12 protein-coding genes and 1 other RNA gene are annotated in these 12,574 nt (G+C 51.4%); 2 read left to right on the forward strand and 11 right to left on the reverse strand.

Annotated features, from left to right (window positions below):
- Positions 1–57: 57 nt before the first annotated feature.
- On the forward strand, positions 58–549 hold the full coding sequence (locus HMPREF0574_RS03085) for a hypothetical protein (RefSeq protein WP_004007225.1): 492 nt from the start codon (positions 58–60) through the stop codon (positions 547–549).
- 122 nt (positions 550–671) lie between these two features.
- Here the strand turns inward: HMPREF0574_RS03085 and HMPREF0574_RS03090 are convergent, their stop codons facing one another.
- The 4 genes from HMPREF0574_RS03090 to HMPREF0574_RS03105 all read right to left on the reverse strand — a co-directional run bounded on the left by HMPREF0574_RS03090 (position 672) and on the right by HMPREF0574_RS03105 (position 3,182).
- A complete protein-coding gene (locus tag HMPREF0574_RS03090) occupies positions 672–1,043 on the reverse strand; it encodes a PH domain-containing protein (RefSeq protein ID WP_004007226.1) in 372 nt (123 codons plus the stop codon).
- Between the two features lie 488 nt (positions 1,044–1,531).
- Positions 1,532–1,765, reverse strand: a complete 234-nt coding sequence (locus tag HMPREF0574_RS09910; RefSeq protein ID WP_081439149.1) for a ribbon-helix-helix domain-containing protein — start codon at positions 1,763–1,765, stop codon at positions 1,532–1,534.
- Entirely contained in the window at positions 1,681–2,424 is a 744-nt protein-coding gene (locus tag HMPREF0574_RS03100; protein ID WP_004007228.1) for an ABC transporter permease, read from the reverse strand. The genes HMPREF0574_RS09910 and HMPREF0574_RS03100 overlap by 85 nt, the downstream gene beginning before the upstream one ends.
- Entirely contained in the window at positions 2,421–3,182 is a 762-nt protein-coding gene (locus tag HMPREF0574_RS03105) for an ABC transporter ATP-binding protein (protein ID WP_004007229.1), read from the reverse strand. The genes HMPREF0574_RS03100 and HMPREF0574_RS03105 overlap by 4 nt, the downstream gene beginning before the upstream one ends.
- Positions 3,183–3,381: 199 nt before the next feature.
- Here HMPREF0574_RS03105 and HMPREF0574_RS03110 point away from each other — a divergent pair, with 199 nt between their 5' ends.
- Positions 3,382–3,951, forward strand: coding sequence for a TetR/AcrR family transcriptional regulator (locus HMPREF0574_RS03110; RefSeq protein ID WP_004007230.1), 570 nt, complete (start codon positions 3,382–3,384; stop codon positions 3,949–3,951).
- 511 nt (positions 3,952–4,462) lie between these two features.
- Here HMPREF0574_RS03110 and HMPREF0574_RS03115 read toward each other — a convergent pair.
- The 7 genes from HMPREF0574_RS03115 to ssrA form a co-directional block, all read right to left on the reverse strand.
- Positions 4,463–5,083, reverse strand: coding sequence for an MptD family putative ECF transporter S component (locus HMPREF0574_RS03115; protein WP_004007231.1), 621 nt, complete (start codon positions 5,081–5,083; stop codon positions 4,463–4,465).
- 33 nt (positions 5,084–5,116) lie between these two features.
- A complete protein-coding gene (locus HMPREF0574_RS03120; RefSeq protein ID WP_004007232.1) occupies positions 5,117–5,815 on the reverse strand; it encodes an energy-coupling factor transporter transmembrane component T in 699 nt (232 codons plus the stop codon).
- On the reverse strand, positions 5,812–7,341 hold the full coding sequence (locus tag HMPREF0574_RS03125; RefSeq protein WP_004007233.1) for an ABC transporter ATP-binding protein: 1,530 nt from the start codon (positions 7,339–7,341) through the stop codon (positions 5,812–5,814). Before HMPREF0574_RS03125 ends, HMPREF0574_RS03120 begins: the two co-directional genes overlap by 4 nt.
- Positions 7,338–9,065: an ABC transporter ATP-binding protein gene (locus tag HMPREF0574_RS03130; protein ID WP_236585836.1), complete on the reverse strand. Its 1,728-nt coding sequence runs from the start codon at positions 9,063–9,065 to the stop codon at positions 7,338–7,340. The genes HMPREF0574_RS03125 and HMPREF0574_RS03130 overlap by 4 nt, the downstream gene beginning before the upstream one ends.
- A gap of 23 nt (positions 9,066–9,088) precedes the next feature.
- Positions 9,089–10,825 (reverse strand): ABC transporter ATP-binding protein, encoded by a 1,737-nt coding sequence (locus tag HMPREF0574_RS03135; protein ID WP_004007235.1) that lies wholly within the window; start codon positions 10,823–10,825, stop codon positions 9,089–9,091.
- 82 nt (positions 10,826–10,907) lie between these two features.
- Positions 10,908–11,507 (reverse strand): TetR/AcrR family transcriptional regulator, encoded by a 600-nt coding sequence (locus HMPREF0574_RS03140; RefSeq protein WP_004007236.1) that lies wholly within the window; start codon positions 11,505–11,507, stop codon positions 10,908–10,910.
- Between the two features lie 495 nt (positions 11,508–12,002).
- Positions 12,003–12,375: a transfer-messenger RNA gene (ssrA, locus tag HMPREF0574_RS09400) on the reverse strand.
- Positions 12,376–12,574: the final 199 nt, after the last annotated feature.

The raw sequence follows: 12,574 nt of genomic DNA on the forward strand, positions 1-12,574 counted from the left end.
GGTTTGCGCATGATTAGAATTAAAACCCGCATTGAATAGCGCAACGGAGGGGCAACGATGGTCTTACAAATTGTCTTAGAAGGGCTCGTTTTGGGCGCGCTACTGGTTCTGGTCTGCGTCGTCGGCATCCGCAAAAGCCCGGTGGATATGGTGTATCTTTACCCTCCCAAAGTGCGGGAACGGTGCGTGAAGTTGGGACTGACCACGCCCGAGAGAATCAAGCGCGACCGCGTGATTTTCAACGCAACCTGTATTCCCGGCTACATCATTTACGCGCTGGTCTGCGTTTATGCAATCAACGGCGCCAGAGGGTTTCTGGCAGGATTCTGGCAGATAGCGGCAATATTGTTCATCATGGGCCTCATCGACCGTTTCTTTATCGATGAATACTGGGTGGGGCGTACCGATGCGTGGGTCATCCCCGGTACGGAGGATTTGAAGCCCTACATTAGCGCCCGCGACAAGTGCAAAAAGTGGCTGCTCAGCACGGTATGGGTAGTGTTTTTGGCGTCTGTCCTGTCCGGTATCGCCACACTCTTCACTCGCTGAAGCGGGGACCACACAGAACACCGAGAAAACCGTCGCGTACCTTTAATCGAATGTTGGCGACAAAATGGTCTCGCCAAACCAGCACAACATTTGATGATTGATGACGTGGTTCAGCTCGGGATTTAGTGGTTGAGGACGAAGTTGGCGATCAGGGAGTCAATACGGCGGACATCAATTTTCTTGCCGAGTTTGATTTTGATGTGTCCTGCACGTGTCCATAGTTCAACTTCAGAAGTTAAATCGAGAAGTTTTCCAGCGTTCTCGGTTGACCACATATTGATTACGCTATAAGGCAAGGAGTAAATCTCTACTTTCTTGCCTGTCATCCCCTGAGCATCTCGAACGATTAACCGCTTTGAAGTAAAGATTGCCGAATCTCTAAAGGTCTTAAATGCCGCATAAGGCTGTTCTCCTTGAATAAGCAGTTCGCCTACATCGGCGGGAATCGGCACTTCTTCAATGAACATCCACTCAGTAATCGCAGCAGTCTCCATCGGGCATCTCCTTAGTGTAAAAAGTGCTATTTATCAACCTGCATTTTCTCATAATCACGCAGGTAAAGTAGGGTAAAAACCATGGCTGAGGGTTTTGGTTTGAAGATTGGTCTGGATGGCGAGCGGGAGTTCATGTGCGCGATTACGGATATTAACCGTAAACGGGGTTAGGGCTAGAACGGCACACCAGTGCCGATTTCGATGTGGCGCGTAAGAGTATGAAGGGCTGCGGTGTCACTTTAGGAGCGTGGGGTATTGCTCACGTGCTTTCATGGCGTGAATAATCGGTTCGTTGCCGCTGCCGAAAGTCAAAACAACGACTTCCAAAACGCGCCCTTTGGTGTCGAAACCGAGGCGCAGTTTCCGCTGCGGGTTTTCCTCATCGAGGGGCTAAATCCCGTGTGGAAACGTGGCGACTTGCAGGATGTCATCGTCGTTGGTGCGCTGCTTTTTGGCGTGTTTGCGAGCGGTTTTCCAAATATTGAGGCTCACGCCAAGGCTGCCTCGCGAATCAGAGACGAACGAGTCACATGCCTGGCTTCGGCGCGGGCATCAAGCCTCGCCAGTTCTTCGGGTGTGAATCGAACCGCAACCACCAGACTCGGGGCTTCACCGAGCCCGGACGTCCCCGCCCCGGCTACTTCACCGTTCGCTTCATCGTGAGAGAAGCGAGAAAAAGAACGGCAAGCGAGACCACAAAGAGCCCTCCCAGGCGAATCCATTCCCCCCAGGCGAGAGCGTCGTCTTCAATGACGGTATTTACCACGTCAGCAGCCCAGGTCATCGGCAAGCACCGGGCAATCACCTCCAACACATCGGGCATGGAGTCCACGGGGGCAAACAGTCCGCAGAGCAGCAGTTGCGGACCGATGAAAACCGGCATGAACTGCACTGCCTGGAACTCGGTGGTGGCAAAAGAGCTCGCCAACAGACCGAACGACACGCCAAGCAGAGCGTCACCCACCGCTACCAGGAGCAACGTCCACCAGCTGCCTTCAATCTCCACCCCGAACGTGCCGAGAATCAACACCTCGAGAATAACCGCTTGCGCCAACGCCAGCAGCGAAAATACCAGCGCATACGAGCCTATTAGATTCCACCTGCTCACCGGCGTGGTCAGCAATCGTTCCAAAGTACCCATGGTGCGTTCCCGCAGCATCACCACCGAAGTGATGATGAACATCATCAACATGGGAAGCACTGCGAGCATAATCGACCCAATCCGATCAAACGGTGCTGGCGCTCCCGGGGGCACTTGAACATCGACAAACACGAAATATAGCAACGTCAAGAGGAGTGCGGGTACGACCAGCACAAGCGCGACAGTGCGCGGGTCATGACGCAACTGGGCGTTAATCCTCGAAACGGTAGCGAGTTTCATCGGTTTGCCTCCTCGTGGTCTTGCTGTTTCACCAGCGCCAAGAAGGCGTCCTCCGCGTTGGTTGTTCGGGTTCGTTCTTGCAGGTGAGCAATAGGTTCGTGGGCGAGGAACTCCCCATCGCGCATCAGCAACACGCTGTCGCAATGCCGCGCTTCGTCCATCACGTGGCTCGAAACCAGCAAGGTCACCCCGCGATTGGCAAGATTGCGAAGCGTGGTCCACAGGGATTCACGAGTGAGCGGATCGAGGCCAACAGTCGGCTCGTCCAAGACTAACAGCTGCGGCTTTCCCACCAGGGCGCATGCCAGGGAAGTGCGCGAGGCTTGACCGCCCGAAAGCGTGGACACCAGCTGGTCGCGTTGCTCGTCGAGCCCCACCGTTTCGATAGCCTCAGTCACGCTGGAGCTGCCCGCCCCCGCCAGCCGGGCAAAATACGTGACATTATCGGCTACCGAGATATCCGGATAAATCGAGAGATTTTGACTCGTATAGGAAACCAGACGGCGCAGCCTAGGGGTGCCGGCAGACTCGCCCAGAACCCTCACGCTGCCCGAAGTGATGTGCTGGGCACCGACAACCGTGCGAATCAACGTCGTTTTGCCGCACCCTGACGGACCGAGCAGCCCCGTTATCGACCCGGTTGGCAGCTCACAAGAGATGCCGTGCAAAATTTCTTTGCGAGCTTTGCCTTTGCCGCGGGTAACCACTAAGTCATCCACGACCACAGCTGACACGACAGGTGTTTCACCGGTTTTCATTGCTGTCCTCCCCGGAATTAGCGCGTAATGCCCCAGCTAGTGCGCGCACTACGCCGCGCACACGGAAGTTTTCAAGTTCAGCGAGTGTGGCTCTGAGCGACACCAAAACCTCCATTGCAGACACGGAACGTTTCTTACTAATCATAACAGATTTAGAAACGATGCGTATCTATGTAGAAAAATCACCTACAATCGAGGTATGCAATCCAAACGCCGCACCGGAGAGGAACTGCTTGACGCGCTAGCCGCAGCAATCATGGCAGAACTTACCGAACACGGTTACCAAAACCTCACCTTCGAGGGAGTGGCACGCCGCGCGAAAACCAGCAAACCCGTCCTCTATCGGCGATTCACTACACGGTCGGAAATGGTGACATTTGCAGCAGTTCGCACCGCACCCACCTTTCTGACCGAATTACAGGGTTCTACATCGCTGCGCAAGGACTTCCAAAATCTAGTCAACGTTTTACAGCGCTGGATGGAACATATTGAAATCGTCACCGTGCTGGGCGTTCTTTCGGAGGCAAGCCCGCAACAACGTGAGCATTTCTCTGCCGTAACAGTTCACCCCGGATTAGTAGCTGTCACCCGTCTCTATCGGGCAGCAATAGCGCGCGGCGAACTGAGCGAAGCGGTGTTGGATCCGTTTTACGTTCGATTCCCGATGCTGTTGCTGCTGGCGGACATCCTGACGCGCGGCAAAGTCGACAAAACCGAGTTGATGAAACTGGTAGACCGCGTCATCATCCCCCGGCTCACAACTCTTTGACTGCACCCAGCGGCACCGCACAAGGATAACTAGGAGCAACCGAGCGGCGCGCTCCTCTACAACCGGAACTGGTCGAAAAGGGCATAAAAATCCCTGCTGAAGTTGTTTTGACTTCAACAGGGGCGTGGTGGAGGTGGGGGAACGAGCGCGCAAGCACGCTTAGAGGCGCTCTGGCGGTGAAGGCAAATCGTTGCCTTCGCTTAATCGCCTCCGCACTGTTGCGCGGTGGCTCACGCGGCTTACCGCCACTGCCATCGCGCTACGGGGGTTCAATTCCCCGAACTAAAACGTTCAAAACCTCAGCAAACGCTGAGGTTTTGAACGTTGTTACTTAGACGTTCATTTTGATACAAGTTCAGTTTTGGGTGCAGAGATGCAGTTTTGGGTGCAGGGGCATCTTTTTGGGTGCAAATTGTGTGGGCGTGGGTGCAGCTGAAAGTTCAGTTTAGTTGCATATTGATTTCCCAAATGCTCAGCTGGCGCTCTTCGCTCTTGGAGAGTACAGAAGACGCTAATCGCGCGTGTCTAGTAGTCCGGCTTTCACGAAGTGTTTTTTGAGTAGGCGTAGGGCGAATAGAGATCCGATGAGTGCGGTTATTGTGGTCAGTGCCACCATTGCGCCGTAGAGCGGCCATGAGAACAGGTTGAGGTATTGGTTGAGCATTTCCTCAGATAGGTGCAGCATTTCTTTTCGGTCGGTTAGGTATTCAACACTCGAGTAGTACATGGGGAAGGTGAAGCCGGCCGATTGGATGGTGCAACCTACGGTGTAGGCTGCCACTAGGGTTTTGGTGCTTGCATATTTTCCTGCTGTGGCTACTGCTTCTGCTATGACCCATCCAGCAATGCAAAGGACCACACCAATCAAGTTTCCTACCATGAGTCCGGGCAACACGTTTATTGTCCCCATGATTAGGAAAGTGCCCTTCTTTTTTACTTTGCCTGCGAGCAGCAGGTAGGGAATGGCTGTGAAAAGGCAGACGATGGGGATATTGGCTACGGTTCCGAAGATGGTCATGCCTGCGATGCCACCTATGATGATGAATATTGCTAGTGAGATTGCGGCGAAAACACCTACGGTGACTAAATCTTTGACACCTATGAAAGCTGTAGTTTCATTGTTGTCTGGCATTATTTCCTCTTTTCATTGGGTTATTTTGTTGTGTTAACTGGATTGCATTTGCAGCCACCCGACAGCAGCTGTCACTAGCAGGACGCAGGTTGATAGGGCAAGGTCCGCGATGGTGAAACCCATCGAGTAGATGATTGCGGGATTTTTGGTTTTCCCTAGTCCTCGGGTGAGTGCGGACGCGGTGAGTTCGTCGGAAATCTTGGTTGCGCGCATCAGTAGAGGGACAGCGACTAGTTCTATCCATCGCAGTGGATGGATAAATAACTTCAGCGGTGAATCGATGATTGCGCGGGTTTTGAGGCTGTCCGTTAGTGCGCGTATGTCGCTGCGGATGGTTGGCAGGAAACGGAACATTACCATCAGCGGCAAGGTGATTGTTCTAGGTGTTTTCATTTTCGCCAATGCTGCCCCGATACCTTCCAGGGTGGTTGTTTTAGATACAAACGATCCCAGTAGGACCAGTACTAAGAGTTTTTGTGTCATGTAGGCCAGCATGACAAGGGCTACGGACGCGGGGCCTCCCAGAAGCCAGGCAGCGTGTGAAAGGGATTGTGCCACGAGGTAGATTACTGCTGTGATGAGCGCGGTACGCCAGGTACCAAAAGCGAGCGCTAGCAGTGTTGCGAAAGCGAAAGTTATGTGAGCCGAGGTGGGGTGATTAGCGAAAACGGATAGGCTGCCGATAATGGCTGCGACGATTAGAACTGTGCGCGGATCGAGGGTTTTAGTCACGACAGCCCTCCTGTTTTCACTTTTTCGTTCCACTGCCCACGAAGCACAGCCATGGCCTGGTCACTCATAGATTGGTCTTTTATGATTTTTCCCTCGTGCATGACCCAGATTCTGGTTGCGCACGCGCAGAGGAACTCAAAGTCGTGAGATATCAGGAACACTAGGCGTCCGCTACTGGCCATGTCTTTGACCAGTTGTGCCACTACTGTCATGTTGTGTTTGTCTAGTCCACTGGTGGGTTCATCCAGGAAAAGGATTTGCGCCTGGCTGGCTATTGCGCACGCAATAGTAAGGCGTTGTTTTTGGCCACGAGAAAGCGCTTGCGGGTGGGTGTCGGTAAATTGTTCTAGGCCGAGCTGAGCCAGGATTTCTTGCCGGGTCTTTGTTAGTTTCTGCGTTCCCATAGATAATTCATCAGCAACAGAATCTGAGAATAGTTGGTAGTCGGAGTCTTGAACTACCAGTGTGGCTTTCCCTAGCCGATGGGTGGGAGTGTGGTGTTTGCCGTTGATGAGTATTTTTCCGTCGGATTCTTTTTCTAGACCGCAGCAGATTCTTGCCAGTGTTGTTTTCCCGGCTCCGTTATCACCAACAATGGCAATGACCTCACCGCTCACTGCTTTAGCGTTTATCGGCCCGAGTGTGAACGCTCTTGGTTTGTTGCTTCGCTGGGCGCGAGAAAAACGTAGATTGTCAATTCCGATGCCGTTTGCTTCGCTTGATAGTTGTGAAGTACCGGTCTGGGATTTAGAGGTTTTACAAGATAGTTTCCGAAGGTCAAAAATCCGCAATCCGTGATTCGCTAAGGATTGTTCGTCTAATGCGTGAGTCTGGGTGCGGGTATAGGTGGCTGAGATACCTCCGTGGTTAAACACGATGAACCTATCGAGCAGGTCAGTGAGATAAAACAGACGGTGCTCGATGACGATTATGGTTTTGCCTCTGTTTTTTAGGGTGCGTAAAACTTCGGTCAGTTTCTTTGTCGCCCCAAGATCAAGGTTGGCTGAAGGCTCATCAAACAGGTAAATATCCGGATTGGTTGCGTAGCAAGACCCGATAGCGATTTTTTGTAGCTGCCCACTGGAGAGCGTGAACAGGCTACGGTTTTTGAGATCTTCCATTGCCATTGTCTGATAGGCGGCGGCAACCCGCGTCAGCGTTTGTTCCCGGCTCATGCCCTGGTTCGCGCAGCCGAACGCGATTTCGCTGTCTGTGTTGGTCATGAAGAATTGCGAGCGCGGATCTTGGAACACTGTGGCTAACCTGGCACCAATTGTTCCAATATCTAAACTCGCGATCTCGTGCCCGTTGAGGCTAATGGTGCCAGAGATTTCACCTTCCCAGAAACGGGGAGCTAAACCGTTCAGGCAGCGGGCAAACGTGGTTTTTCCTGACCCGCTAGGCCCGGATATGACAATGAATTCACCTTTTTTGATGTCCAGGTTTATTCCTGAAATAGTGCTGGTCGATGAGTTTGCGTAACGAAACTCCAAGTCTTTACATGAAATTGCCAAAGCCTCGCTCATCGGGCACTCCCCAAGTTTTGGGGTTCTAAGGGTGCATGCTTGCCTGTGCGGGTTTTGTCCCACAGAAGACGGTAGGGTCCGTTGGGTGAGGCTAGGAGTTGTTGATGGGTGCCTTTTTGTATGATGCGTCCATCGTGAAGAACCAGTATCTGGTCTGCTGACTGAACAGTGGAAAGACGATGGGTGATGACAAGAACGGTTCGGTTTTTTGTTAAAGCAGTAATCGCTTCTTGCATCAAGGCTTCATTGATTGGGTCGACGTTGGCTGTGGGTTCGTCTAATACAACTATGGGAGCGTCTTTCAAGAAGGCTCTGGCCACGGACAGGCGTTGTCGTTGACCACCGGAAAGCCCCACCCCGTTTTCACCCAGAACCGTGTCATAGCCGTCAGGTAGGGTTGTAATGAAGTCATGTAGCCGAGCTGCCTTTGCTGCCTTGACAATATCCTCATCGCTTGCATCCGCCCTGCCGATACGAATATTGCCTGCCACCGTGTCGGCGAAAAGTTTCACGTCTTGCATGACAATGCTGGTCTGTTCAAGCAGGTCGTCATAGCGCATATTTCTCACGTCTACGCCACCTATTTTGATTGCACCAGCATCGACATCCCAGAAACGAAGCAGCAGATTCGTTATTGTTGTTTTCCCTGCCCCAGACTCACCAACCAAGGCGCACAGGCTTCCTTCCGGCACCGTGAAGCTCACGTCTGCTAATGTCGGAAGATTCTTTCCGTCGTAAGAAAACGTGACGTGGTCAAATTCGATATCGAAACTGTGTGGTTTAGTCGGGTTTTCAACCTCGCTCACGGCTGGAGCCTCTGTTACTTTCAAGATTCTTGTAAAAGAGTCAACAGCTTTCAGATAGTTCATCCAATGGCCTTCTAAGGCAAAGAACGGTTTGTACAGTTCAGGTGCCACAACGACGAAAACCAAGAAAGAAAAAATATCCAGTTTCCCCGCTAGTGCCATAAATAACCCGCCTGTGATGGCGATAACGAAGGATACGTCAACAATAAGGTTGTAGATGGAGAGCACGAAGACCCGATTACGTGCCGCACGGGTGCTGGCCACCCCGAAATCGGTTACAGAACTCGATAGCAGCTCATCCAAGCTACGGCTTCGTGAAAATGCTTTCAGCACGGGCATACCCCGCACGTATTCAACGAACAGACTAGCTACGTTTGCCCCAGCGTTGCCCACTTCTTTTTCCAAACGTCGTGCATGATGCAGCCCGACCACTAGCCAGACTATGCCCACCGGCAGCGCCGCAATCATAAGTAGCGTCATGCGCCAGTCAAAATAGCTAAGACCGGCAAGAATGGTTATGAAGACGATAATGTCGGCAAACATTCGCGTCCATAAATGCCCGACGACTAACTCCATATTGTCCACATCTTTGTGGATGATTTCGCTGATTTCTCCTAGTCTGCTTTTCGTGTAATACCCCAGGGAGAGTTTTTTGAGTTTAGCGACGATACGGCAGCGAATTTGGAAAGTTAAATCGAACCCAGCCTGATGTTTTTGCTTATCTGCAACGATTCCAGCACCTGTTTTTATTACAAGTAATCCCGCTATAATTGCGCTAATTATGGCAAGATTCATGGTGTCATCTAATGCTGATTTGATGGCGATAAGAGCGGTGAGCATAATCGCTACACCACACCATGCATAAATCACAAAACCTAAAACACTGCGGATGATCATTGCTCGTCCGCTGGCACTCATTGTTTGGAATATGCGTCTGACCATCATCGCACCTGCTTAATGTCCCAGGTATCAACAAGATGCTGAGCGGAAACCAGTTTTCGGTATTGCCCACAGTGCGCCAACAAATCTATATGAGTACCCGTAGCAAGTACCCGCCCAGCATCCATGACAACTATCTGATCTGCTGTTGCTACCGTGTCCAGATGGTGAGCGATGGTTATAATCGTTTTCTGTTTACCTAATTCGTCGATAGCCTCACGAACCAATGCCTCGTTATCGCAGTCAAGGGCGCTGGTTGCTTCATCTAAGATGATGATTGGGCAGTCTTTCAGTATCGCCCTAGCAATAGACAACCGCTGTTTTTGCCCACCAGAAAATCTGTTTCCTGCCTCACCTGCCAAGGTGGCATATCCCTTAGGCAAGCTTTCAATGAACTCATGAATCCGGGCCTTTTTAGCTGCCGCAACAATCTGGTCAAAAGTTGCTGCCTGATTGCCGATACGAATGTTGTCCTCCAAAGAGAGGTTAAACATGAACACGTCCTGCTGCACGATAGCGAAAAGAGCCGACCAATCCTGCTGACTGGTTTGAGTACAATCGACTCCACCGAGCGTGATTCTCCCCTGGGTTGGATCCCAAAAGCCCATTAAAAGATGAGCTAACGTGGTTTTCCCAGACCCGGACGCCCCCACCAAAGCCGTGGTGGTTTTACTAGGAAAAACCAGGTTCACGTCACTCAAGGATTCAACGTCTTTGTTCGGGTAAGTAAAACTCACTCCATCAACAACCAGATCACCGTAGCAAGCAATCTTGGTTACTGTGGGGCGTTGACCGACAGGTGCCTCCACTATGGAGCTAATCGCTGACATCGCCTGGTTGTACATCACCCTATAATGCTGAAGCGTGGCCGTTTTAGCCACAGAGGAAGTGAAGGCACCAGCAAGCATTATCGCAACAATCAGGCTCTCCACACCAATGTGACCGTTTTGTAACAGCCAGGCACCTACAGCCACCACAGCCGCCAGCCCCGATTCCATACACAAACCAATAAGCCCCATCGGAACGGAAATCGTGTTCATAGACCTGGTCACCCAAGTCACGTAATCATCTGAAGCCTCAATAACCTTTGTTGTCTTATCCTCACTCTTAGAAAACGCCTTAATGACCGGGATGGTAGAAACGTATTCGGTTAAACGTTCTTGCAAGGTGGTGTTATATTTAGCAACTATTTCAAACCCTTTAGCCCACTTCGCAGCCGAAACCTTCTTGATGAACATCATGATTGGCAGACCACACACCATCGCTAGTGCTAACCGCAGGTCCAGCACCAACATCGCAATAGTCACCGCCACCGGAACAGCCATGGCCGACGCTGTCTCAGGCAGACCGTGAGCTAGATAAACCTCGACCTGTTCAACATCATTTTTCATCACAGTGGCAAGATCGCCGACTTTTCTAGTCTGGAAAAACCCCAGCGGCAACCGACGAAGATGCGAAAGAATCTCTTGTCGCAAATCAGTCAAACACCCATATGCAACCCGGTGTGCCTGCCACGTGGCCACAAACGTCACCAGCGCTTTTACCAGCAACACAAGTAGCAACACTCCAGCAGCCATCCACAGGTCAGGCGTGCTTAACTGCGCGCGCCAAAGCCTACCAATCAAATACACAACCGCAACTGCCGGGACAAGACCAAGAACCGTACTGACACAGGTCAGCAAGTTAGACAAAAGACTCTCAGAGCGAACCCTGTCAACTAATTTCTTGCTAGCAGACATACCCCACCCCTCAATAATGAATTAATATTCAGTTTTGAGGCAAAAAAATAAATCCTCCCACCATAGACAAGAGTTAAACACTTCAAAGGGAGTTCACCCCTTTGTAATAGCAGCCAATAACCAGCCCTAAAAGTTCTCTCGCCTGCTCAGGACTCTCGTAATGCCGAGCAATCTCTAGCAGCCCTGCAACAAAATTGCTAGCTAATATGTGGGGTAGCAGCGCCGGATAAGGCCCCTTTTTATTCTTTATGAACTCACGCTCAATATGTGACTGCACAGAAGCAATTAAAGATTCTTTAGCACCCTCGTAAGCCGTGCCCTGACTTTTGTCAATCAAAATTACAAACTCTCGATGGTGACGAAGAATAGTCTCGATATACCCTGCGGCTACCTCTTTATATTTATCGAAGGGTGAACCTTTTTCAATGGCTTCTTCCTCATGTGCTATTGCCTCAAAATCAAGCGGCAGCGGTGAGATAACAGTTTGGAACAGCGCCTCTTTATTCTTAAAATAAGAATAAGCCAGCCCTGTCGAAACTCCAGCCCTACTCGCAATGTCAGCAAGGCGCGCCCTAGCGAAACCTTTGGCGAAAAAGACTTCAGAGGCAGCAGCAACCAAGCCGTCACGCACCTCTTCCTTCAACACCTGTGGCACATACACCTCCTGACAATCTTGAATCATCGTTCAGTATTATAAGGCACGCCTTACCTAACTTGTCAAGGCGTAATAGCCACCGACACAACCTCAACATTTACGAGCACCACAAATGGCGATCTGTGCTTTGAACTGGAACTCACTATCCAAAGCCGCATAAACCGACGCGAGGATGCGAAACTACCGCCACAACCCCGTCAAACACCCCGAAACACGCTACAGTGACGCGCCGAACAGCACCCTAACAAGCACAAACACCGCTAACACAACAAAAGACGCCCACCTCGATACTTTGTATCAAAATGAGCGTCCTAATGGTGGAGGTGGGGGGAACGAGCGCAAGCGCGCTTAGAGGTGCTCCGGCTAAAACGGCACACCAGTGCCGTTTTCACGCCTCCGCACTGTTGCGCGGTGGCTCACGCGGCTTACCGCCGCTGCCATCGCGCTACGGGGGTTCAATTCTCCGCTGCCCTCACCTTAAACGGCTAAACCCGCAGGTCTTTGACCTGCAGGTTTAGCCGCTCGTGGAGGTGGGGGGAATTGAACCCCCGTCCGATCGGGAATACTTGCTTCTTCTCCGGGTGCAGTCTGTATTAGATTCTCGACCCCATGCCGCCCACAGACCGGGCTACATCGGGCTAAAGTTACCTAAAAATCTCGAATCAACCTAAGTAACCCAGGCGATTCCAGTGGCTCTAAAAACGACGCCAGGATCCGCAGCTAGAGCAACTGCGGGCTGACGGAATCAGTTCCCTTGGGTTAAGCAGCCAAGGCGAAGGATTCAGTACTGTTACGTTCAGCACTTATTGTTTCGTATCCGTCGTTTACGAGATGAGGACACCTCCTCGACCCGCTTCTCTCAAGACACTACCGACCGTCGAAACCGATCACCCCCGCTATTCAGTTATCTCTGCCAAAGGCAAGTATCCCATTGTATCTCCAGCGCGGAATTCTGTCCATCGGTCGGCACACCCGGCGCATATATGCCGCCACGATTCTCTGTATGTGCACGAACGACCGATTTCATTTCCCAGAATTCTCCTATTGTCACTGGCAAAATGCCCCTATCTGCACATACACAATTTGCAATCAGG

The sequence above is a fragment of the Mobiluncus curtisii subsp. curtisii ATCC 35241 genome (assembly GCF_000146285.1).
GTDB classification, from domain to species: domain Bacteria; phylum Actinomycetota; class Actinomycetes; order Actinomycetales; family Actinomycetaceae; genus Mobiluncus; species Mobiluncus curtisii.